This window comes from Nitrobacter sp., assembly GCF_051535215.1.
In the GTDB taxonomy this organism is placed as follows: domain Bacteria; phylum Pseudomonadota; class Alphaproteobacteria; order Rhizobiales; family Xanthobacteraceae; genus Nitrobacter.
Genome location: NZ_JBPPLY010000003.1, coordinates 259,513 through 280,969, shown reverse-complemented (window position 1 = coordinate 280,969; position 21,457 = coordinate 259,513). Strand labels below are relative to the sequence as shown.

General features: G+C 60.9%; 28 protein-coding genes and 2 tRNA genes. 13 read left to right on the top strand and 17 right to left on the bottom strand.

Features of this window, described 5'->3' with window-relative positions:
• Window positions 1-208: 208 nt before the first annotated feature.
• From cysK to ACS3WB_RS05755, 3 genes are all read left to right on the top strand, one after another.
• Window positions 209-1,186, top strand: a complete 978-nt coding sequence (gene cysK, locus ACS3WB_RS05765; RefSeq protein WP_438274605.1) for a cysteine synthase A — start codon at window positions 209-211, stop codon at window positions 1,184-1,186.
• Window positions 1,187-1,215: 29 nt separating this feature from the next.
• Window positions 1,216-1,458, top strand: coding sequence for a BrnA antitoxin family protein (locus ACS3WB_RS05760; RefSeq protein WP_438274604.1), 243 nt, complete (start codon window positions 1,216-1,218; stop codon window positions 1,456-1,458).
• A gap of 147 nt (window positions 1,459-1,605) precedes the next feature.
• Window positions 1,606-1,803: a hypothetical protein gene (locus tag ACS3WB_RS05755; RefSeq protein WP_438274603.1), complete on the top strand. Its 198-nt coding sequence runs from the start codon at window positions 1,606-1,608 to the stop codon at window positions 1,801-1,803.
• A 4-nt stretch (window positions 1,804-1,807) separates the two neighbouring features.
• Here ACS3WB_RS05755 and ACS3WB_RS05750 read toward each other — a convergent pair whose 3' ends face one another.
• The 7 genes from ACS3WB_RS05750 to ACS3WB_RS05720 form a co-directional block, all read right to left on the bottom strand.
• Window positions 1,808-2,305 carry a hypothetical protein gene (locus tag ACS3WB_RS05750; protein WP_438274602.1) on the bottom strand — a complete coding sequence of 166 codons (498 nt, stop codon included), beginning with the start codon at window positions 2,303-2,305 and terminating at the stop codon, window positions 1,808-1,810.
• 16 nt (window positions 2,306-2,321) lie between these two features.
• Entirely contained in the window at window positions 2,322-2,672 is a 351-nt protein-coding gene (locus tag ACS3WB_RS05745; protein ID WP_438274601.1) for a hypothetical protein, read from the bottom strand.
• 160 nt (window positions 2,673-2,832) lie between these two features.
• Window positions 2,833-3,042: a hypothetical protein gene (locus ACS3WB_RS05740; protein ID WP_438274600.1), complete on the bottom strand. Its 210-nt coding sequence runs from the start codon at window positions 3,040-3,042 to the stop codon at window positions 2,833-2,835.
• 405 nt (window positions 3,043-3,447) lie between these two features.
• Window positions 3,448-3,717: a hypothetical protein gene (locus tag ACS3WB_RS05735; protein ID WP_438274599.1), complete on the bottom strand. Its 270-nt coding sequence runs from the start codon at window positions 3,715-3,717 to the stop codon at window positions 3,448-3,450.
• An 82-nt stretch (window positions 3,718-3,799) separates the two neighbouring features.
• A tRNA-Lys gene (locus tag ACS3WB_RS05730) sits at window positions 3,800-3,875 on the bottom strand.
• A gap of 149 nt (window positions 3,876-4,024) precedes the next feature.
• Window positions 4,025-6,694: a glycosyltransferase gene (locus tag ACS3WB_RS05725; RefSeq protein WP_438274598.1), complete on the bottom strand. Its 2,670-nt coding sequence runs from the start codon at window positions 6,692-6,694 to the stop codon at window positions 4,025-4,027.
• A 190-nt stretch (window positions 6,695-6,884) separates the two neighbouring features.
• Entirely contained in the window at window positions 6,885-7,460 is a 576-nt protein-coding gene (locus tag ACS3WB_RS05720) for a beta-1-3, beta-1-6-glucan biosynthesis protein (RefSeq protein WP_438274597.1), read from the bottom strand.
• A gap of 259 nt (window positions 7,461-7,719) precedes the next feature.
• Here ACS3WB_RS05720 and ACS3WB_RS05715 point away from each other — a divergent pair, with 259 nt between their 5' ends.
• Entirely contained in the window at window positions 7,720-9,345 is a 1,626-nt protein-coding gene (locus ACS3WB_RS05715) for a beta-(1-6) glucans synthase (protein ID WP_438274705.1), read from the top strand.
• Here ACS3WB_RS05715 and ACS3WB_RS05710 read toward each other — a convergent pair.
• Together ACS3WB_RS05710 and ACS3WB_RS05705 are read right to left on the bottom strand one after the other, a co-directional pair.
• Window positions 9,305-9,685 carry a hypothetical protein gene (locus ACS3WB_RS05710; protein WP_438274596.1) on the bottom strand — a complete coding sequence of 127 codons (381 nt, stop codon included), beginning with the start codon at window positions 9,683-9,685 and terminating at the stop codon, window positions 9,305-9,307. The genes ACS3WB_RS05715 and ACS3WB_RS05710 overlap by 41 nt on opposite strands.
• Window positions 9,686-9,872: 187 nt before the next feature.
• Window positions 9,873-11,267: a hypothetical protein gene (locus ACS3WB_RS05705; protein ID WP_438274595.1), complete on the bottom strand. Its 1,395-nt coding sequence runs from the start codon at window positions 11,265-11,267 to the stop codon at window positions 9,873-9,875.
• A 149-nt stretch (window positions 11,268-11,416) separates the two neighbouring features.
• Between ACS3WB_RS05705 and glmU the strand changes: the two genes are divergently transcribed.
• On the top strand, window positions 11,417-12,778 hold the full coding sequence (gene glmU / locus ACS3WB_RS05700) for a bifunctional UDP-N-acetylglucosamine diphosphorylase/glucosamine-1-phosphate N-acetyltransferase GlmU (protein ID WP_438274594.1): 1,362 nt from the start codon (window positions 11,417-11,419) through the stop codon (window positions 12,776-12,778).
• Between the two features lie 53 nt (window positions 12,779-12,831).
• On the opposite strand, the gene ACS3WB_RS05695 is transcribed toward glmU, so the two are convergent.
• The 4 genes from ACS3WB_RS05695 to ACS3WB_RS05680 all read right to left on the bottom strand — a co-directional run bounded on the left by ACS3WB_RS05695 (window position 12,832) and on the right by ACS3WB_RS05680 (window position 15,180).
• Window positions 12,832-13,050, bottom strand: a complete 219-nt coding sequence (locus ACS3WB_RS05695; protein ID WP_438274593.1) for a hypothetical protein — start codon at window positions 13,048-13,050, stop codon at window positions 12,832-12,834.
• Between the two features lie 163 nt (window positions 13,051-13,213).
• Window positions 13,214-13,411, bottom strand: a complete 198-nt coding sequence (locus ACS3WB_RS05690; protein WP_438274592.1) for a hypothetical protein — start codon at window positions 13,409-13,411, stop codon at window positions 13,214-13,216.
• A 188-nt stretch (window positions 13,412-13,599) separates the two neighbouring features.
• Entirely contained in the window at window positions 13,600-14,487 is an 888-nt protein-coding gene (locus ACS3WB_RS05685) for an outer membrane protein (protein WP_438274591.1), read from the bottom strand.
• 249 nt (window positions 14,488-14,736) lie between these two features.
• Entirely contained in the window at window positions 14,737-15,180 is a 444-nt protein-coding gene (locus ACS3WB_RS05680; RefSeq protein WP_438274590.1) for a hypothetical protein, read from the bottom strand.
• Between the two features lie 139 nt (window positions 15,181-15,319).
• Between ACS3WB_RS05680 and ACS3WB_RS05675 the strand changes: the two genes are divergently transcribed.
• A complete protein-coding gene (locus ACS3WB_RS05675) occupies window positions 15,320-15,502 on the top strand; it encodes a hypothetical protein (RefSeq protein WP_438274589.1) in 183 nt (60 codons plus the stop codon).
• A 340-nt stretch (window positions 15,503-15,842) separates the two neighbouring features.
• On the opposite strand, the gene ACS3WB_RS05670 is transcribed toward ACS3WB_RS05675, so the two are convergent.
• Window positions 15,843-16,049, bottom strand: coding sequence for a hypothetical protein (locus ACS3WB_RS05670; protein WP_438274588.1), 207 nt, complete (start codon window positions 16,047-16,049; stop codon window positions 15,843-15,845).
• Window positions 16,050-16,258: 209 nt separating this feature from the next.
• On the opposite strand from ACS3WB_RS05670, the gene ACS3WB_RS05665 reads away from it, so the two are divergent.
• Window positions 16,259-16,759 (top strand): ferritin-like domain-containing protein, encoded by a 501-nt coding sequence (locus ACS3WB_RS05665; protein ID WP_438274587.1) that lies wholly within the window; start codon window positions 16,259-16,261, stop codon window positions 16,757-16,759.
• A 162-nt stretch (window positions 16,760-16,921) separates the two neighbouring features.
• The gene (locus ACS3WB_RS05660; RefSeq protein WP_438274586.1) at window positions 16,922-17,113 is read left to right on the top strand and encodes a hypothetical protein; all 192 of its coding nucleotides are present in this window, start codon (window positions 16,922-16,924) and stop codon (window positions 17,111-17,113) included.
• Between the two features lie 44 nt (window positions 17,114-17,157).
• Here ACS3WB_RS05660 and ACS3WB_RS05655 read toward each other — a convergent pair whose 3' ends face one another.
• Window positions 17,158-17,475, bottom strand: coding sequence for a hypothetical protein (locus tag ACS3WB_RS05655; protein WP_438274585.1), 318 nt, complete (start codon window positions 17,473-17,475; stop codon window positions 17,158-17,160).
• Window positions 17,476-17,603: 128 nt separating this feature from the next.
• On the opposite strand from ACS3WB_RS05655, the gene ACS3WB_RS05650 reads away from it, so the two are divergent.
• A complete protein-coding gene (locus tag ACS3WB_RS05650) occupies window positions 17,604-17,843 on the top strand; it encodes a hypothetical protein (protein ID WP_438274584.1) in 240 nt (79 codons plus the stop codon).
• Between the two features lie 317 nt (window positions 17,844-18,160).
• Here ACS3WB_RS05650 and ACS3WB_RS05645 read toward each other — a convergent pair whose 3' ends face one another.
• Both ACS3WB_RS05645 and ACS3WB_RS05640 read right to left on the bottom strand, forming a co-directional pair.
• Window positions 18,161-18,487 (bottom strand): hypothetical protein, encoded by a 327-nt coding sequence (locus ACS3WB_RS05645; protein WP_438274583.1) that lies wholly within the window; start codon window positions 18,485-18,487, stop codon window positions 18,161-18,163.
• Between the two features lie 108 nt (window positions 18,488-18,595).
• A tRNA-Asn gene (locus tag ACS3WB_RS05640) sits at window positions 18,596-18,670 on the bottom strand.
• A 255-nt stretch (window positions 18,671-18,925) separates the two neighbouring features.
• On the opposite strand from ACS3WB_RS05640, the gene ACS3WB_RS05635 reads away from it, so the two are divergent.
• From ACS3WB_RS05635 to tatC, 4 genes are all read left to right on the top strand, one after another.
• The gene (locus tag ACS3WB_RS05635; protein ID WP_438274582.1) at window positions 18,926-19,588 is read left to right on the top strand and encodes a protein-L-isoaspartate O-methyltransferase family protein; all 663 of its coding nucleotides are present in this window, start codon (window positions 18,926-18,928) and stop codon (window positions 19,586-19,588) included.
• A gap of 204 nt (window positions 19,589-19,792) precedes the next feature.
• Window positions 19,793-20,029 carry a twin-arginine translocase TatA/TatE family subunit gene (locus ACS3WB_RS05630; protein ID WP_438274581.1) on the top strand — a complete coding sequence of 79 codons (237 nt, stop codon included), beginning with the start codon at window positions 19,793-19,795 and terminating at the stop codon, window positions 20,027-20,029.
• 94 nt (window positions 20,030-20,123) lie between these two features.
• Window positions 20,124-20,645, top strand: coding sequence for a Sec-independent protein translocase protein TatB (gene tatB / locus ACS3WB_RS05625; RefSeq protein WP_438274580.1), 522 nt, complete (start codon window positions 20,124-20,126; stop codon window positions 20,643-20,645).
• Entirely contained in the window at window positions 20,642-21,451 is an 810-nt protein-coding gene (tatC, locus tag ACS3WB_RS05620; protein ID WP_438274579.1) for a twin-arginine translocase subunit TatC, read from the top strand. The genes tatB and tatC overlap by 4 nt, the downstream gene beginning before the upstream one ends.
• The last annotated feature ends 6 nt before the right edge of the window (window positions 21,452-21,457 follow it).

Genomic DNA, 21,457 nt, shown 5'->3' with positions numbered 1-21,457 from the left:
AGTTGCTGTTGGAGTTTTGAATCTAACATTTGCCTCCTGGGGTGCACGGCCAGGTGGATCGCGAATGTCAAATTCACTCAGCAGTTTTGCGAGTGCCCGGTTTTGCAGCGCAACGGATTGTTGCCGCGAGCGGCGCTTGCCCCCGGGCGCCGGCTGACCTTATGGAAAGGGTGCGCGTCGTTTCAACCCGTTACTCAAGGATGCTGACATGGATACGAAGTCGAGTCCCGATACGTCGCACCGTGCCGGCCGTGGCCGCGTGTTCGACAGCATCGTCGAGACGGTCGGCGATACTCCGATCGTCCGGCTGCGCCGATTGCCGCAGCAGCAAGGCGTGAACGCGACGATTTTAGCCAAACTGGAATACTTCAACCCGGCTGCGAGCGTGAAAGACCGTATCGGCGCCGCGATGGTCATTGCGATGGAGAAGGCTGGCAAGATCCACGCCGATACCGTCCTGATCGAACCGACGTCGGGCAACACCGGCATTGCACTGGCCTTCGTTGCAGCCTCGCGCGGCTATCGCCTGAAGCTGGTGATGCCGGAATCGGTTTCGACCGAGCGTTGCAAGATGCTGGCGTACCTCGGCGCGGAAATCGTTCTGACGCCGGCGGCGGAAGGCATGAGGGGATCCATTGCCATGGCCGAGGAGCTGGTACGCGCCACGCCGCACGCCGTGATGCCGCAACAGTTCAAGAACCTCGCCAATCCGGAGGTTCACCGGCGCACCACGGCGGAGGAGATCTGGAACGATACTGGCGGAAACGTCGATTACATTGTCGCGGGCGTTGGTACCGGCGGCACCATCACGGGGATCGGTCAGGCCCTGAAGCCACGCAAGCCGTCGCTGCGCGTCGTTGCGGTGGAGCCGGAAGAGAGCGCGGTCCTGTCCGGCGGCCGGCATTCGCCGCACAAGATCCAAGGGATCGGCGCAGGTTTCGTGCCGGAGATTCTGGATCGTTCCGTCATCGATGAAATCGTCAAGATCGACAGCGCCACCGCGCTCGACACCGCCCGCGCATTGGCGCGCAGCGAAGGCATTCCCGGCGGCATTTCGTCCGGCGCGGCGATCGCGGCTGCGCTTGCCATTGGCAGGCGGCCGGAGAGCGCGGGCCGGACAATCCTTGCCATCGTCCCGTCGTTTTCGGAACGCTATCTCTCGACCGCTTTGTTCGAGGGTATTTGATTGAATTGCCTGTCCAGGGGAAAGAGGCGATGGCAGAACCACCAAGACGGCCAAGGACGCTGAACGATGCCCGCACCGAGGCGGAGGCTGCGTTCAAGCAGGTGACAAAGAAGATCGCCGAAGCTCCACCGAAAACAACGGCGCTGCCCGGCGTCAAGGAGCTTGTGTCGCTGCGGATCGACCAGGACGTCCTGCAATATTTTCAGGAAGGTGGTCCGGGCTGGCAGGATCGCATCAACGCCGCTTTGCGCAAAGCGGCCGGCATCAGCTAGCGCCTTTCCGTTTCTGATAGAATCAGAAGCGGGGCTCTATGATTTTTATTGAGGCGTTTTCTTCACGCGAACCGAATCCGCTTCGCTTAAAACCGCTGTAACCTGCCGGGCTGATGCGCGAAGCCTCTAAAGAGAAGCTATTTCAAAATGACCCAACAAAGGCATTCGGCGGATTTTGTGACCGGGTTCGCGACCGGCTGGCCTGAGGACAAGCCCGATCTGATCATCCTGTCCTTGACGACCGTCAACGGCCGCAAGGACTATGCGCTCACAAAAGAGCATGCGGAACTGATTGCGAAGACGCTGAAGGCAACCGCCAAAAACACGAAGCCCATAAAGGTTTGAAAATTCAGGAGCGCGACAGCGAGATGTTGGCTCCCCTGAACTGTCCGTCCGAGCGGATGACGACGTCCTGCCGGTTGCCATTGGTGGTCAATTTGAGCTTCGCCGTGAACGCAGGAGCGCTGACGTCGACGTTGAACTGGCCGTTGCCGGCGCGTCCTTCCAGCGTTCCGCCAACATTGCGGCTGGTCTCTCGCCAGTCGCCGGACAGAACCCCGCCGCGCGCGAGCACATTGCTCTTGAGTTCGAATTTGTAGCTGTCGCTGGCGCACAGCAGCGTCTGATTGAGGCCCTGGGCGTCGCCGCTCACCGCGTAGGTGGCCTTGCATCGAATTTTTTCGGTCGAACCGTCCTCGAGCTGTATGGTGCCGCGTCCGGTCCAGACGCCGCCAAGGCCCTCGAACGGACCGGGACCCGCGCAGGTCGCGGACACCGACAACAGCATTGCGAAACCGGCGGCACACGTCGCCGTTAATCCTCGTGACATCGCCGTCCCGAATCCCATTGCCCCAATCCCGATTTTACTGACGCGACGCTTCCCAGCGGCCGCTACACGGCATGCCGGCGGATGCGCTATTCCATTTGCCGGATCCCGCATTGCCGCTGAGCTGTCCGTTGGCGAAAGCGCCGCGGATCGACACCTTCACATAACCCTGGCTTCCGACGCTGCCGGTGACGTCGGCGTCGGCCGCAGACACCTTTCCGTGGCTGACGGTAAGTGGATATTGTGAGACCGGGTCGCAGCTACCCGTCTTCGTGACAATCTTGACGTTCCAAAGCCCGTCGTAATCCGTTCCGGCAAGGGCCGGAACCGCGAAGCCCGCACTCAGGACGCATGAAAACAAAACAGCTTGAACGCCAACAACGCGCATGGACCAATTCCTCGATTTCGTGATCCCCCGGTTATTCCGGCAGATTGTGTTCAAAATGAGCGGCGGGGCGGAGCCGGCCGCCAAGCTTGCTGGAGGGTTAATCTACGTGTCATTTAGAGTTTGACGCTGATTCTGGCAAATCAACAATGGAGTCAATGTATTACGATGGGGGCGGTTCGTCCTCGTCGGTATGACTGTTAGGGCCGCGACTGAAAACGCCGTAGTCCCTGGATCTGCTGCCGTCGGCCGGCGTGATCCCAGCCGAGGCCAAACCGAGCTTGAGAAGCTCTCTCACCGCAGCCGCCCGGGTCGGCATCCGGTTGGCAAAACGGAAATTGTCGACCGTCGCGAGTTCCTCGAGGGAGAGCATGATTTGCAATCGTTCTTCGCGTCCGTTCATGTCGCAATCGCCATTACTCAAAATGAGTAAGCAATCAACGTGGCGCTATGGCTTCAGGTTCCACCACCGCCTCAACAGACTGAAAATGAGTAAAATATAGAAATATTCCAATAACTTAGATGTTGTGCGCCGGCGCGAAGGCTGATACCTTTATGGCTCATGGAGGCAGCCAATGGATAAAATCAAGCTTCCGAAAACACCGCCGAAACTTCCGAAACGGCAAGCCGAGGAATCGGATGCCGAGAAGTGGGCAAACAGCCCCGGCCTTCGACCTCCGAAGTAACGACTGCTGGATGCAGGCGGCAGGACCGCCGGCAGCCTTTCGCCTGATGACCTTGGTGTAAGGTGAATACGCGCGTCACCAGCCGGCGCTGCTTATTTGTAAACGGGAACCTCTCCCTTGCTTGCCTTTTCCATGTCCGCGACCGCCTCGCGCCAATAGGTCACGACGGCATTCCAGTCCGCATCGCTGCGCAGGTGCGGAAAATCCTTCTCGTCATAGGCCACGTATTTATCGACGATGGAGCGAACCTGGTCCCGGCTGATGGAGGTCCCGCCACCGTTCGAGTAGGCGTGCAGGTCATGGATGGCCGCGAGGATGTCGTCAGTGAGCAGAGCGGCGGCAAAGACCATTTCGAAGTCCATTTCAGCCTCTCCACGGAGCGATTGTCGCGAAGCCGCAGCAGATTGAACGCGACGCCTCTGCCGAGCCTATATCGGCCATGATTGGTGAGCGCGGAGGGACTCGAACCCTCGACCCCATGATTAAAAGTCACGTGCTCTACCACCTGAGCTACGCGCTCACATGTCGCGCTGTGTAGGGGTACCCTCAGCCCGGGTCAATAGTCGCCGGGTTCGGCGCGCGATCCTGCACAACGCAAACAAACACCCCGAAATCCAGACCTTAGAGGCAGGATTTCCAGCAATCTGCAAAGGCGTAATGCTGGCCGGATCAGGTCGTCTCGCGCTGAATTTCGGGGACGACTGGAGGTGATCCGCCGGTCGGCATCGATGCCGGCCGCAGGCCGATCAATTCGGCGCTGCGGATGCGGGCATTGCGCCAGAACGAGAATTCATTGATGCGCGAGGTCTCGAGGATGGCGATCCCCACGGCCGACAGGAAGGGCAGGCTCTCAAGCACCAGCACGCCGGCGAAAATGTAGATCTCGTGGACCCCTTTGTACTGGTTGGATGCGATCAGAACGACCGCTCCGGCCAGCAGAAGGACGCCGATCACCGCTTCCCAGAACGCCTGAAACTCGATCGACATTCGCGACAGGCCGCCCTTGGAGGTGCGCGCGAAGGCGAGGTGTTCGGTGATCAGTCCTTGCGCGACCGCTCGGGACACCGTCCACTGAACCGACATGGCGGCCACCATTGCGCCGAGCATCTGCGCGGTTTTGACCGGCACGCGCAGGCGGTACAGCGCCATGAAATGGACCAGCGACACCACAAACGCCGCGATGATCGGCAGGGTCAGGATCTTGTCCGGGATGGCGATGTCGGCGAAGGCCACGATCGGCACCCAGATCAGGTTGAGGATCGCAACGACGACGCCCAGACTTTCCGCGCCGAGCCAGTTGAGCCAGCCGAGGGTGAATTCGCGTTTCTGGTCCTGCGAGAGCCGGCTCGCGCCCGGCAGAAAGCGTCGCCAGTGTTTCTTGACGATCTGGAAGCCGCCATAGGCCCAGCGGTGGCGCTGTTTCTTGAAGGCCTCGTAGGTGTCGGGCAGCAGGCCGTGACCGTAGCGGGTGTTGGTGTAGTGGGTTGTCCAGCCATGCTCGATCATCGCGAGGCCGAGGTCGGTATCCTCGCAGATGGTGTCGCCGGCCCAGCCTCCCGCCATATCCATCGCGGCGCGGCGGATCAGGCACATCGTGCCGTGGACGATGATAGCGTTGGCTTCGTTGCGCTGGACCATGCCGATGTCGAAGAAGCCGGCATATTCTCCGTTCATGATGTAGTGCATCAGCGAGCGGTCGCCGTCGCGGTGATCCTGCGGGGCCTGGACGATACCGACCCGCGGATCGTTGAAGGCCGGAACCAGGTCTTTGAGCCAGTCCGGCTGAACCACATAATCGGCATCGATGACGCCGATGATCTCGGCGTCGGCGGCTGTGCGTTCCATGGCGATGCGCAGCGCGCCAGCCTTGAAGCCCTCGACCTTTTCGGCATTGATGAACTTGAAACGCTCGCCGAGCGTGCGGCAGTGTTCCTGGATCGGCTGCCAGAACGCCGGATCCGGGGTGTTGTTGATGATCACCACGCATTCGAAATTCGGATAGTCGAGGCGCGCGACCGCATCGAGCGTCTGCTTGAGCATCTCGGGCGGCTCGAAATACGCCGGAATGTGGATCGAGACCTTGGGCAACGGCGCGTCGGTGGCCGCCGATGCGGCGGCCACTGCATCCCTCGTGATCAGCCGTTGGGGGCCTCGTCCGAACGCCACGGCCGCGATCTCCTCGATGCGCGCCATCGCGATCAGGATCAGCGGCACCAGCAGGATCAGGCCGAGCGTCAGCGCGAAGGCCGAACCGAAAACGAAGTAATGGGTGGTCCAGTAGGCGAAGACCGTCGCGACCCAGGCGCCGACGCCGTTGGCGGTTGCCGACAGCAGCGTGGCCTGCATCACCGTGGGGCGGACCAGCCGCAGGATGGGCAAGGACAGCAGGATGCCGATCAAAAGCGCGATGCCGGCGAGTTTCCAGTAGGCTTCGTTGACGACGGGACCGGTCCAGGAAAATTTGGGTTCGCGATCCGCGTTGAGAACGCCCCAGTAGGGACCGACGCCGCCTTCGAAGAACTTCCACGGCTGATCGATGGCTTCGACGATGTTGTATTCCATGCCGATCGACTCGGCCTTGGTGACGAAGTTGCGAAGCGTGACGGCTTGCTGGAACGGACCCGGATCGGCGTTCCGGAGATTGTACCCCGCGCTCGGCCAGCCGAACTCGGCGATCACGATCCGTTTGCCGGGAAAGGCGTCGCGCAGTTTCTGGTAGATGATCAGAGCCTGATCGACGGCCTGCTTGCTCGAAAAGCCCTCCCAATAAGGCAGGATGTGTGCGGCGATGAAATCGACCGACGATGCAAGCTCGGGGTGCTCCAGCCAGATGTTCCAGATTTCGCCTGTGGTCACAGGCACATTCACGGAACCTTTCACGCGCTGAATGAGTTTGATCAGGTCCGAGACTTTCTGGTCGCCTCGATAGATCGTTTCGTTGCCGACGACGATGCCGTTGACGTTGCTGTTGTGTTTCGCAAGGTCGATGGCGGCCAGCATCTCGCGTTCGTTGCGCTCGACGTGCTTGTCGATCCAGGCGCCGACCATGACCTTGAGGCCGAATTCGTTGGCGATCGGGGGCACCAGTTCGACGCCGCCGGTCGACGAATACAGGCGGATCGCGCGGGTCATCGGCGCCAGCGCTTTCATGTCGGAGCGGATTTTCTCGACGGTGGGAATATTGTCGATATCCGGATGCGCCGTCCCTTCGAAAGGCGCGTAGGATACGCTTGTGAGGACACCCTTGAAGTCGGGAGCCTGCTGCTTGTCCTGAAGAACACCCCAGAGCGCGGCGTGTGCAGCGGTCACAAAGAAAAGAACGGCGACGACAGCGCGCATCGCGACTAAACCATAAGGGGCGAGCATAACAGGACCGCGGACCCGTCCCCTAGGCCCGACACATCGGCAGAGATAGTTCTGCCATGCAATTTAACAACTGGTATGACGCCATGGCGTTTTGAGGGCGGTCGACGCGTCAACCGCGAAAATCGAATATCGTTCCTTCGCAGGGCCGGCAGAAATGCACGCGCTATTTTTTCGGCGCGGCGGGAGCAGGCGCCGGCTGTGCCGGCGGCGGAGCGGCAGGGGCGGGCGTAGCGCCTGCGGCCGGTGCGGACGCCGCATCCGCGGCGGGCTCGGCCGGTTTCGCGTCCGGATTGATCCAGCAGGTATGAACGCGGCCACTCAGTGCGTCGGGTGCCTTTGGATCGATCGGCCCGAACCGGACCAGACAGCGGAACGCCGCCTGAACGTGGCCGCCGGGGCAGCCGAAACGATCGTAGAGATCGAGATGACGAAAGGCCGTGTCCAAATCGTCGCGCCACATCAGAACGACCACGCGGCGGCCGAGCCAGACGCATTCCGGATTCCCCGCAGGCCCGTTGATAACGCGCGCGGCCTCGACGAATTCGTCGGTTTTGCGCTGGCTGTCCTTGGCGGTATCGGCCCCATTGGTCGAGTTGGCCGGGGGCGGCTTGTTCTGATCCTGGGCACGGAGATCGCCGCTTTGCGCAATCGCGCCGCCGATGCTGAACAGCAAGGCGAAACCGGGAACGGCAAGACCGCGCAAGACCGCGTTGTGGAATCCGAACAGCATTCGACGCATGACGTCTCCCGGCTCTCGCTGCCGCAACCGTATGGCGGCAACCGCCACCCATAATCCAGGTGTCAGATGCCGCTCAAATTGGTCCCCAATACGGCGAAGCATCCCCGGTTTCCATGGCGGAAATTCCGGATCTTGTCCAGCAAGCCAACCGGTTTAATCCGATCGTGGTAAAGCCGCGGGCTGATAAGGTTGTGGTCGTCCGGCCGACGCTCTTGGCATAAGCGCCTCGACCCGCTAATCGACGACATTCTCGCGGAGGATAGAGCCGATTTCCTTTCGTACGCCACTGGCGCTTCTCGTCATTTCGCTGGGCCTGATCGCGGCGGCGTGGTGGTGGTTCGGCGAGCCGATCCGGCTTGCGCGCGCGCCGATCGATCCGGCGGTGAAACTGGAATGCGTGTCGTATGCGCCGTTCCGGGGCGAACAGACCCCGCTGATCGCAACCACTGAAATTCCGCCTGAGCAGATCGCCGAGGATCTTGCCCAACTGGCCAAGATCTCGAAATGCGTCAGAACCTATTCGATCGAGAACGGCCTCGATCGGCTGCCGGCCCTGGCGGCGAAGGTGGGTCTCAAGGTGATCCAGGGCATCTGGCTCGGCAACGACCGCCTGAAGAACCTCGCGCAGATCAACGTCGCGGTCAGGCTGGCGAAGGAAAATCCCGACACCATCATCGCGCTGGTTGTCGGCAATGAGGTTCTGCTGCGCGGGGAGATGACCGCCGCCGATCTCGCCGCCAACATCCGCCTGGTGAAGTCGCAGGTGACGGTGCCGGTAACCTACGCGGATGTCTGGGAATACTGGCTGCGCAACCGCGAGGTCTATGACGCGGTCGATTTCGTCACCATCCACATCCTGCCGTATTGGGAGGACTTTCCGATCCGCGCGCGCAACGCGGCCGCGCATGTCGACGCCATCCGCAAGCAGGTCGCCGTGGCGTTTCCCGCCAAGGAAATCCTGATCGGCGAGACCGGGTGGCCGAGCGCCGGCCGGATGCGGGAGGGCGCGCTGCCGTCGCGCGCCAACCAGGCGCGCGTGGTGTCCGAAATTCTCGACATGGCAAAGCGCGAGAAATTTCGCGTCAACCTGATCGAGGCCTACGATCAGCCCTGGAAGCGTCAGCTGGAGGGGACGGTCGGCGGCAACTGGGGCTTGATCGACGCCATCCAGCGCAAGCTGAAATATCCGCCCGGCGAGCCCGTCAGTAATTTCCCGCTCTGGAAAATCCAGATGGGCGCAGGGATGGGATTGTGCGTCCTCATCTTCATGGTCGCCATGCTGACGTTGCGGCGAAAGCCTTGGAAACCGCGGCCGATGTCCTGGATCGCGGTTGCGGTATCGGCGACGGCGGCCGGAATCCTGCTCGGAGTGGCCGCGGACAAGCTGTGTTACGAGAGCTACGGTTTCGGCAATTCGCTGCGCTGGGGATTGCTGCTGGCGGCCGGAATCCTCTCGCCGTTGCTGGGCGCGAATGCGCTGATGTCCGGACGCGCGCTGCCGACATTCGTTGAATTGATGGGACCGCGCCACGGCCGCACGAGGTCGGTGCTGCCGATAATGTTGGGAATCACCTGGCTCGTGACCACCTTGATCGCGGCCGAGACGGCGCTCGGCTTCGTCTTCGATCCGCGCTACCGCGATTTTCCCTTCGCCGCGCTGACGATGGCGGTGGCGCCGGGCTGGGCGCTGGCGTGGCTCAATCGTCCGCTCACCGGCAGCCGTCCGATTGCAGAGTCGGTTTTCGCCGGCCTGCTGGTGATCGCGGCCGTCTTTGTCGGCTTTAACGAAGGCCCGAAAAACTGGCAGTCGCTGTGGACCTGCGTGGTCTACGCCATGCTCGGCATCACGCTGTGGCGGGCGCGGGCCGCGCAAAGCCAAGGATAAGCAGGCCGATCGCGAGACCGGACAGGCCGACATTGTAGAGGACGATTCCGAATCCGGCGGCAGCGAGCCCCGCGGTCAGCAGCACGATCGACGGCCGGATCACGTGCAGCACGGCGATGACCAGCGCAGTGATGCCGAAGACGTGGTTGCGAAACAGGTAGGCCGCGACGCTGCGACTCATGCACAGCATCGTTTGCAGGCCGCCGTCGCATGCCAGCGACACCGTGGACAGTTCGACCGCGAGATAGCGCAGATAGAGTGCGTAACCGACGCTGAGAAACCCGACAATCAGCAACCATTGCACCTGGTAGGGTGTCAGCCGGAACGGATCTTTTTTCATGAGGCCAATATGATCCGGAACGCTCGGTCGGACAACCCGGAACTGGAGCGCTTCGTCTGCGATTGAATCAGGAGCAAAGCTCCATGATTTTGTTGTGACGGGTTTTCTTCACGTGAACCGGCATCCATCCCTCGGGTCAAGCCGAGATGCTTCGCTCGAAGCGATGTCGCGCGCACGATCGGCCGCTTCAGTGCGAGGACGAGCCGAATGCTGGCTGCGGCGCCGGCTGCGTTAACGGCGTTGGCGGCGGCTGCGGCGCCGGTTCTTCGGCACGGGCGGGTCGTCCGCTGTGCCGATGTCGTGACGACGTCCATTTCGGTTTTTTCGTCGTGGCCGCGGCGGCTCCGCTTTCCCTGACCGGTTCGTTGGTGGCGAGGCGTTGACCTTCGAACACGGTCGCTTCGCAGGCGCGGCCATTCTCGGTCAGGACCGCGCAAATCCTTGCCGCGGCCGCCGCATCGGCCAGCGGTCCGGCGACGAGACGCAACTGCATGCCGATCCCGTTGCTATGTTCCTTCAACACAATGATCGGGTAAAGCGAACTCAGTTCTTTTGCCTCCGATCTCAGAACGCTCCGCCACAGCGCCCGCAAGCCCTTGATCGAGTTGGCGCTGCCAAGATCGACGCCGAAATCGGTGTGCGGCACAGGAATGTGGATCGGGGATGTTGACGATCCGGGTACCTCGATCACCGGGGGGATCGACGCGACGACGATCTGCGCGTCTTTATTCCCGGCATCCTTATTCCCGGCATCCTTGCGCGTGTGAGGCTCCCTTTCGTCGTTCGGCTTTGTCGTTGCAGGGGTAACAGATGACGTTTCATCCGGACCGGACCTCGTTGCCGGCTCGTCCCCCGCGACGATCGCAGGTCGTGACGCGGCCTCCGGTTTGGCTTGCATCGCCGCCGAAGCGGGTGATGAATGTGCGGACGCGGAGACTGTGGATGACGGCTTTGCCGTCGGTTCAACCGCCATGACAATCGGAGCCGGCGCAGACGGCTGCGCATTCGCGGAGGACACGCCGTCCTCCGGTGGGCTTTTTGATGTCCTTGGCGCGTCGAGCCGTGCCGTCCGCAGTGTAAAATCAGGCGGGGGGAGGAGCGGCGGCTCCGCCGGTACCGACTCCAGGGCGGCTTCCGTCGGAGAGCCCTGATGCGGTTCATTCTGCGCGGCATGTTGCCTGATGGAGCCGGTGACGGAATCGAGTCCCTGCTCAAGCACGGTTATGCGGGCGAACAGCCGGTCGCGATCGCCGTTCAGTGTGTCGATGGCGGAAGATATGCGGCTGATTTCACGTTCGCTCACCTTCGCCATCGATTGAAGCTGCTGCGATTGCCGAGCCAGATCGGCTGCGGTGGCATGGTCCTGACGGAAGATGGCCCCGGCTCCGTTCCCGGATCCGTTCCCGGTCTGGTTGGCCAGAATTGCGAGGGTGATGGCTGCGAGGGTGCCGAGGCCCCAGGATCCGAGGCGCCACAGGACACGGCGGTCGAACGTGCCCTCGTCGGCCAGAAATCCGCTCAGCCAGCCGCCACTTTCATCGGCCGGCTCCTTCGTCGATGATTTTTTTTGATTCTTCGCCATAATTAATGACGTCGGACCCCCCGCACACCGAATCATGGCCAAATGCTAACAGGAAATCCGCCCGATCTCAGGGAGCCGGGCAGTTTCCCCTTCGGGCAAAACATTTTATGACGGCGCGGCGCATGATGCGCCGGAGAATGAGGGCTCGAATGACCGGCCGAAGCTGTCTGACCATCGTGCTGGCTGCAGGCGAGGGGACGCGGATGCGTTCCGCCCTGCCGAAGGTGCTGCATCCGGTGGCGGGGCGGACGCTGCTGGCGCATGTGCTGGCCGCCGCCCCCGCGGGGCCGGGAACATCGCTGGCGGTCGTCGTTGGTCCGGGCCATGAGGTGGTCGTCGCCGATGAAGCAAGGCGCGTGCGGCCCGATGCCATGACATTTGTCCAGAGTGAGCGTCTCGGAACCGCGCATGCCGTGCTCGCAGCGCGCGAGGCCATCGTCCGCGGCGCCGACGATCTGGTGATTGCCTTTGGCGACACGCCGCTGATCTCGGCCGACACCTTCGCGCGGATGCGGGCGCCGCTGCATGCCGGCGCGTCGCTCGTCGTCCTCGGCTTTCATGCCGCCGATCCCACGGGCTACGGCCGTCTGATCGTGGACAATGGTCGCTTGACGGAGATCCGCGAGCAGGCGGAGGTCAGCGCCGAGGAGCGCCACATCACGCTGTGCAACGCCGGCCTCATGGCGTTCGACGGCAGGACGGCGCTGCAGATCATTGAAAAAATCGGCAATGCCAACAGCAAGGGCGAATACTATCTCACCGATGCGGTCGGCATCGTCAGGGAGTCCGGTCTGACGGCAGCGGTGATCGAAACCGGCGAGGACGAGGTGCGCGGCATCAATACCAAGGCTCAACTGGCCCAGGCCGAACAGGTCATGCAGGCAAGGCTGCGCAAGGCGGCGCTCGATGCCGGCGTGACGATGACCGGCCCCGAAACGGTTTTTCTCGCCGCCGACACCTCGTTCGGCAAGGACGTGACCATCGAGCCTTACGTCGTCATCGGGCCGGGCGTGACCATCGCCGACGGCGCCGTGATCCATTCGTTCTCCCATCTCATCCAGTCATCGATCGGCCGCAACGCTTCGGTCGGCCCCTATGCGCGGCTGCGGCCGGGAACGTCGCTCGGCGAGGGCGCGAAGATCGGAAACTTCGTGGAGACCAAGGCGGCCGTTCTCGAAGCAGGCGTCAAGGTCAACCACCTGACCTATGTCGGCGATGCTCATGTCGGCGCTCGCGCCAACATCGGCGCGGGCACCGTCACCTGCAACTATGACGGCTTCAACAAGTCTCGCACCGAGATCGGCGAAGGCGCCTTCATCGGTTCCAATTCGTCGCTGGTCGCGCCGGTGAAGATCGGCAACGGCGCCTATGTCGGAGCGGGGTCGGTGGTTACGCGGAACGTGCCAGACGACGCGCTCGCGGTCGGACGCAGTCAGCAGACCGCGCGCGAAGGCTGGGCAAAGCGATTCCGCGAGATGAAGGCGCTCGCCAAGAAGCCGAAGACCGGTTGACATCAGGCCGGTTGAAAATCGGGACAGGGGAAGAATTGGCCGGCGCTGGCGACCTACCCGTCTTCCTCGAATTCCGAGAACATTGCCCGCGTCAGGCGCCAGCCACGCGGCTTCGCCCGTTGCGGCTTCTCGTCGGGTTTATGCCGGACGATTTTCGGCTTCGCGACGGTGCTGCGGAACGGCGGCGGCCAGTGCGCGAGGCGCGACGTCCCTTGTCCGAGCGAGGACTTTCGCATCGCGGAAAACTGTTTGGGATTGCGCGTATTGTTCACCGTCCATGATCCTCCTCTCGGGAAGAGCCTTCGGCAAAAACGTTGCGCGTTGATTAAAGCGGGGACGCAAAGTCGAACGGTCGGCCAATCCGGTCGCGCGGCGGCATCCGTCTGGATGACGCCTGGTGAGGCGACCGCAGCCTGTCCCGAAGAAAGACCGATTTTATTTCCGGGGGCACTGACCGGCGTTTTGCCGTTCGGTCATGGCGTTGCTGCACCAGTTGGAGCAGCCATTATTGCTGGCTCCGCGGTGCTTGCACTCCTTGAGGCAGGCGTCATAGGAGCAGTTGACCTTGGCGGCGCTGGCGATGGTGGGGAAAAAAAGCGTCGCCGCGAGAGTTGCAATTAAAAGAATGCGCATCTGAACACTCCTCCGCAATAACGGAAGACTAACCCGTAATCGGACAACGGGAAATGCCGTTCGTCAGCGGCGGCAGGAATTTCGGTTCGGCGAATAAATGCGCCCGCATACGGTTTCGAGGGGGCGATTCATCCTTAAACTAAAGAGGCCAGCCCGAAGGCTGGCCAACCGGAGATTTATCCTGGAAATCAGTTGAAGTGATAGTTCACGCCAATCCGAGCGATGTTCGATTTGAGGCTAACCGAGTGGCTGAACACGTTGGATGGAAAAGCCAAGGCCGGTGTGTAAGCGGTCAGATTGGTGCTGCTCGCCGAGACACTGCCAAGATCGACATAGAGATACTCGGCTTTGAGGGACCAACCGCCTCCAACCCGGTATTCGCCCCCCGCTCCGACGGTCCAGCCAACACGCGTATCGCTGAGCGATGCTGATTCGGCGGCGGTTGCGAAGGTGTCAGTGAAAGCCCAGTTCGCCTTCACGTCGGCAATCGCCGCTCCGCCTGTGGCATAGAGCAAGAGATTCGGAGTCGCGATCAGGCCAAGACGGGCGCGGATGGTGGCCAGCCAGTCAGCGGATACGGACGAGTTAATCGTAAATGCGGTCGGACCGCAGCATGGGTAAACTGCGCCACTGGTTGCGCCGCCACGGAAGCCGAACCAGTTGATATCGCCTTCGACGCCGAACAGGATTTGGTTGTTGGCCTGCCAGTTATAGCCGGCCGTAAAGCCGCCGGTGACGTTGGAGTCATGGAATTTTTGCGCGCCCGCAGCCGCAATAGGCGGGACGCTGGTGACGTCGAAGTAGCCGGTCAGCGAGTAAACGGTCGAGGTTCTTGGATCGGCATCGCCCCACTGGCCGCCGACGTTTCCGCCAAGATAGAAGCCCGACCAGTTGTAGGTCTCGGCAACCATGGGAGGAGCCTTGGTGTACGTGCGCGGCGCTAGATCTGCCGCGTTTGCAATACCTCCAACGGCGATCAGTGCAATGGACGCGATCAATAGCTTTTTCATCGGATTTCCCAGCCCATGGAATTTCCCAGTAAGCACGTGATTCGATGTCGATCCAAGAGCCGCCAAAATTGCCGACCTGAAATTGTCGGAGGTGTGCCGATTTCGCAACGTTCGCTTGGGAGCGGATCAGGATTAAAAAGGGGGCGAAAGGCAGTCGCCTAATTGGCTCCCCAGGGGTGGGCTGCCAACAAATAACAAAACTCGAGAATCCGAGACCTCCGCTTCCATCAGAAGCGAAAAGGGTGCTGGCGAAAAACGCGAGCCGTCGAGTTCGGCTACGCACTCTTCGGGTTATCGTCTTCAGTTCACGGATTGCTATTTTTCAATTGCTTCCAGGAAACGCGCGCGCCAGCGCGCTTCGAAAGAATCGTCCTGAGTCATCGAGGCCTGCGCATCCAAGAGGCTGTAATTCGCTGGAAGGCCGTTTAGTTTACGGTAGACATCCAGATCGGCCAGCCGTTTTTTCAGCTTGGCATTCTCGTCGGTCAGAATCTTAAGACGACGAGCCTCGGACATATGATTGGACGCTTGTGTCGTTTGAGTCGATGACCAGTGCAACATCGATCGCGACAACATCGGCTTGCCTGCATACCAGCACTTTCGGCCATCTATAAGCCGATAGGACCAATGCGATCGCGCGTGCGACGGCCATTCGGGGCTGCATTGGATCGCCTGTGCAGGATTCGTCGACACGAAAAACGCAAGCGACGAAACTCCGGCCATGGAAGCCGCTAGAATAAACAAATGAAATCGTTTCATTTGGACCCCACGCAACTGAACGCCACACACAAAACGAAAAAATAATACTTCTAATTGCAACAGCTTACTTCGCAAAATTAGTCATAATTTGGGCAGTTTTCCACAGGATATGCACAGGGTTATCCCAAAGTGGGAGAGGGTGGAAACCTCACTTTTTGACGAGTTCGACGACGGCGGTTCGCAGAAACCGATGCATTGGCCGTGGCTTGGCCACGTTTTGGCAGCCCGGATCGGCATCGGCGGTAACGGGGTGGGAATTCAGGTCGGCGCCCGGGCGGTCACATCCCTCGCGGCGGGCAAGAGGATGCCGTCTTCCAGTTGATCTACCATTCCGGCCTCGAGAACAACGAGGCCAACAGATGCGATCCCGTTCTATGGTGCGGAAGCGTTAACGTCGCCGATCATGAAAGCGGCTTCTTCATGCCTGTGTGATGCATGGAGCGATCGCAACTCGGTTTGGCTTGAGGCGTTGGATCGCGTGCCGCTCCTGGCAATCTTGATCTGAGCGAAAGCGGAGCGGATGGCCGCGTGGCGCCGCCAGAGCTCCGGTTTATTCGGGGGAACGAACCCGCGGCCCAGAGAGCCACTCTCGGCAGCGGGTTTGGACGGACCACAACTTGAGCCGTTACGGCGGAGTTAGAGAGTCCGGTCGCCGAAACTTGCTATTTGTTCGAATGCGAATGTGCGGTGCTGCTGTGCCCATGCGCTTTACCGCTGTGTTCCTGGGCTACTGACGAATGTTCCTTTCCTCGATCGTGGCGGCCGCTTTCGTGATGATGAGCAGCTTGACGATGATGATGGGCTGCTGCCTCATGATGAGCTGCAGCGTTGAGATGGTGTTCGCTTGAAGGGTGTTTGGTATCGGCCATTGCTCTTTTTCTCCGCTAAAGCCCCGGCCTATAAACTTTACCGAGCAAGTTCGTTCCCGCAGAGTCAGGAGCCGAAGATCACCATGATTGACCGGTGGTCTCGGTCTGAGCCCGATGGTCCTGACAGGCGTTTACGATCAGTGAAGCCGTTCCTCTTAGGAACGATGTTCCGTCACACAAGTTAGTGCGCTTTAGCGAGGGAGCGACGTGTGGCCAAGAAACCCAAGAAGCTTGAAGATCTTTTCCACGAAACGCTGAAGGACATTTACTTCGCCGAAAACAAAATTCTCAAGACGCTGCCAAAGATGGCGAAGGCCGCACAGTCGAAGGAGTTGCGGTCTGCCTTCAACAAGCACGAGCAGGAAACTCGGGGACAAGTGAAGCGGCTTGACCGCGTTTTCAAGATGATCGGAAAGCCTGCCCGAGGCAAAACATGTGCGGCCATCAACGGCATCGCCGAAGAAGGCTCCGAGATAATGAAGGACTTCAAGGGAATGCCGGCGCTCGATGCCGGGCTTCTCGCGGCCGCCCAGGCCGTGGAGCACTATGAAATCTCGCGCTATGGGACGCTTTCGACTTGGGCGCAGGAACTGGGGTACAGCGAAGCAGTCGACCTGTTGGAAGCTACCCTTGCTGAGGAAAAGGCTACTGACAGGACACTGTCGGATATCGCCAAGGCGGTCGTAAACGCCGAGGCCGAAGAGGAATGATTTCAAGTTCAAAAAAAAGCTCGCCATAGCGGCCGCACAACGTTCGGTTTGTCGATCCAGGATATTCAGCTCTCTCGCGCGTGAGGGTCACCCATATCCACTGCGAATTTGCAGGACCAACTGATTACAAGGGCCAACTGATTACAAAGCCAGGGCATCCCGATGAACAAATTTGTCCAATTCACCGACGCCTCCACCAGCCACGAAATCTTCGTCAGCGTGCCTCACATCATCGCGGTTACGCCTACTTCTGCAGACCGAACGCAAACGTGGATTCACACGGCTGATCCCCAAAATCCGACATACACGATCGACGAGAACGTCGACACAGTGATGCAGAAGCTCCGTGGTTAGGCCTTACCCTTCTGCACCGGAAAGCACCTCCAAGCGCGCCCAGTTCATTCCAGCCACCAATCGTTCGACCTGCCCATATCCTCGATAAGATGCCAACGCCTGATGTTCTCCGGGGTCAAGCTTGAGTAGAACTGCTCCCACGCGGTCCTGAACTCGGCCTTGGCTATTTCAAGGCTGTCGGCCGATCCGCTGCACCAGGGCGGGATTGGAAGCGGCGGGTTGACGTGCCAGCTCCATGCCGTTGACCCGTCCAATCCGAACGTCTTGTGGATCCTGCCTACGCTGCGACCCTCGTGGATCACGCAATAGTCGTTTGGCAGCTTGTCGCCGGCGATAACCGTGGGTCGAAACAGAAGATTCATCGCCTCGATCTAGGACTGCATGGGCCGAATCCCAGGTCTCCGTCCGCCCCAAGCTCCCTGAACTGATCGCGACTCCCGATTTGCTCGGCTGACCATTACATCTCTGGCGCCGCATGTGGAGTAGCGAGATGCCCCGCACCCCGAAAGATCTCGCTGATCGGATGGCCGCCCGGCGCCGGCAGGCCCGCGCTGACGATGGTTTTGCGCGCGAGACCTTCACCCAGCCACGAGACCAGGCCCGCCGGACCGCGAGGGCGTTCCTCGATCGCTGGCCGGCCGCCGCGTACATGTCCGCCGTCGAATCCTGGCGCGAGTTGCCGGGCGGCGAGATCGAATTCACGATGAAACGGTTGCGCAGCGCGGATTAAATTTACATCCCACCCTGCGGTCACGACGCTGGACCCGAGTGATGAGCGGATCAGTTCCGTCGCAGTCGGGGCACTGGGAACAGGGGACCGTCGCTGCCGGTTGGGAAGGTCCTGGTGATGGGGGGTGCTAACCCACATCGAAAACCCGCCGGCGAAGGGGATCACCGGCGGGTTTGGGGGGACGGAGGAACCGGTGGGGGAGGCCCGTCCTCATAGATAATGCTCGCGATTGGGAGTTGTTCCTGAAGGCAAAGAACGTTTATGGCCAAGTAAAACGTTCTTCAAAGAGTGAGCGACAACGATCCTGAGACGATCAATTAATCCCGCTCGGCGGGGTTTCTATTTCGGCCGAAGTTCATCGCGTCCCGTTGCAGTATCTGCCCTTTTACCGGCATTGAGATATCCAGCTGGTCTTCAAGACCATGGTCGACGTAGGCGCGAACAATCTCAGCATTCGAGGGATTGCGGCCGATGATTGACGTGATAACCGCGAGCACGTTTCCCGAATAATCAGAGTCACCCCAGGCCAAACTACGAAGCAAGCGATCGTGCCGGGTTATGATGTCAGCGCAATTGGTGAGAAGTCCGAGTTCTTGCCATCGCTCATTGTCGAAAGTTTCGACGATCTTCATCTTCAGGCGCAAGACTTCGGCCGGGGATAAAGGCTTTATCGCTTGTGGTCATGATCCCGAAGAAAGAAAAAGCGCCTCAGCGGGCGCCTTGTCAAAACCAACCTAACTACTTGATTTAAATGGCTCCCCGGGCTGGATTCGAACCAGCGACCATTCGATTAACAGTCGAATGCTCTACCGCTGAGCTACCAGGGAACATGCGAAACGTCATCGCAGGCAGGCAGCCTATAACAAAGCCTCCCACGCTTGCAAAGCGGGAAATGGGCAATCCGTGGCCGTTCCGCAAGGAAGAACGGCCGGCTGATTCCGTCCGCCGGACGATCTGCAACCGACGGAAAACGCTGCGACAAAATGCAACGGCAGGCAATGGCCATTCCACCAAATGCTTGCATCGACCGTGGGGGTGCCTTAGTCCTCGGGGGAACTTTTGCTGGGGTCAAAGGATCGCCGATGTCTGATTTTTCGACCGCTCGCAGGAATATGGTTGATGGTCAGGTGCGCCCCAGCGATGTCACCGATCACAGGATCATCGACGCGATGCTGGCGTTGCCGCGCGAGGTCTTCGTGCCGGAGGATCGGCGCGCGCTGGCTTATCTGGATCTCGATCTGGACGTCAGCGAAAAGGGCGCGCCGAAGCGGTTTCTGATCAAGCCCATGGTGGTGGCAAAGATGGTCCAGGCCGCCGACATCAAGAGCACCGACAACGTTCTCGTGGTCGGCTGCGCAACCGGCTACACCGCTGCGCTGGTTGCGAAGCTCGCACGCCGCGTGACCGCGACCGAAGGCGACAAGGCCCTGGCGGCGAAAGCGGCCGGCATTCTTGCGACGCTCGGTCTCGGAGAGGTGAGCGTGGTGGACGCCACAGCGCCCGAAGGCGCGCCGGCCAACGCACCTTATGACGCGATCATTTTGGAGGGCGCGACCGAGGTGGTGCCGGAGTCGCTCTACCGGCAACTCGGCGACGAGGGGCGCCTGGTCGGGGTATTCGCCATGAGCACGCCGCGGGCGATGCTCATTACGCATTCGCACTCCGATTTCGGCGACCGCCCTCTGTTCGATGCCTCGGTTCCGGTGCTGCCGGGTCTTGAACGTCCTGCGGCCTTCGTTTTCTAACGGAATGGTTCGGAGCCGCAGGGCAGCGCGGCTGTTCGAATCCGCTGCCTTGTTCCGCCGTGTTCATGGCCGACTAAAGTCATAAGGTTACCGGGCTCCTTTTAGATCTGCCGGGGCCTAAATCCTTGTTTTCGCCGACCCCTGAGCCTACCTTCCGTACAGTTTCGGCCGGACTCCGGCCGCCGATCTTTGGAGGATTGCAGGATGGGTTCACTGAGCATCTGGCACTGGATCGTGGTGATCGCGATCGTCCTGCTGCTGTTCGGCCGCGGGAAGATTTCAGACCTGATGGGCGACGTCGCGCAGGGTATCAAGGCCTTCAAGAAAGGGATGAAGGACGATGAGACCGCCGCGGAAAAGCCCGAGCCCGTGAAGACGATCGACCACAACGCGCAGCCGTCTGGCACGAACCGGTCCGACGTCGGCAGCAAGACGGTCTGACGATACGGCAAGCCTGACGATACGGCCGCGGGTCGCGAATCCGGACTACGAACGCGCCGATCCGGCGCAAGGCCTCGCGTGAGCGGAAAATCTCATGTTCGACATCGGGTGGAGTGAACTGGTCGTCATCGCGGTCGTCGCCCTGATCGCCATCGGCCCGAAGGAACTGCCCGGCGTGCTGCGTACGATCGGACAGTGGATGGGCAAGGCGCGCAGGATGGCCGCCGAATTCCAGGGACAGTTCAACGAGGCGATGCGCGAAGCCGAAATGGCTGACCTGAAAAAATCCTTCGACGAGGTGCGCGACGCGACCAGCGGACTGACCAGCGGCAAGCTGATGACCAAGCTGACCGAATCGCTCGGCGAGCCGCCGAAGCTCGAGGATTTTGATAAGCCTGCCGCATCCGTCGACGGCGCTTCCGCAAGCGGAGCGGCTGTGCCGGAGGCCGGGATCCCCGAGCCTTCCGCGAAAGCCGACGCCGTGGCGCCTCCATCCGAACCGTTGGCGATCACGCGCAATTTTCAGAGCGTCCCTGCCAGGCCAGAGCCGGTCCTGCATGAGACGCCGCCTGAGGCCGGTAAGGACGAAGCGGTCAAGGACGTCAAAGCGTCATGAGCGCCGAAGACATCGAGGCCAGCAAGGCCCCGCTGATGGATCACCTGATCGAGCTGCGCTCGCGGCTGATCAAGGCGCTGTTCGGTTTCGGTGTCGCATTCATCTTCTGCTTCTTCTTCGCCAAGCAGATCTACAACGTGCTGGTCTGGCCGTTCGTCTGGGTCGCCGGACCGGAGAACTCGAAGTTCATCTACACCGCGCTGCTCGAATACTTCATCACCCAACTGAAGCTCGCGCTGTTCGGCGCGGGCTTCATCTCGTTCCCGATCGTGGCGACGCAGATCTACAAGTTCGTGGCGCCCGGTCTCTACAAGCACGAGCGCAACGCGTTTCTGCCGTATCTGATCGCCACCCCGGTTTTCTTCGTGCTCGGCGCGCTGGTGGTGTATTTCGTGGTGCTACCGATGATCGTGCGCTTCTCGCTCGGCATGCAGCAGATGTCCGGTCCCGAAACCGCGCAGATCCAGTTGCTGCCCAAGGTCGGCGAATTCCTGTCGCTGACGATGTCGCTGATCTTCGCCTTCGGTATCGCCTTCCAACTGCCGGTGATTCTCACGCTGCTCGGGCGGATCGGTGTCGTCACCTCGAAGATGCTGCGCGACAAGCGCCGCTATTTCATCGTCGCGGCTTTCGTCATCGCGGCGGTGCTGACCCCGCCCGACGTCCTGAGCCAGACCTCGCTGGCGCTGCCGCTGCTCCTGCTCTACGAGGGCTCGATCATCGCCGTCGGCATGGTCGAGAAGAAGGCCGCCAAAGCGGCCGGCGCGACGGCCACCTCGCCCCCGGCTGGAAACCCGGCGGAGTAGGGCCGT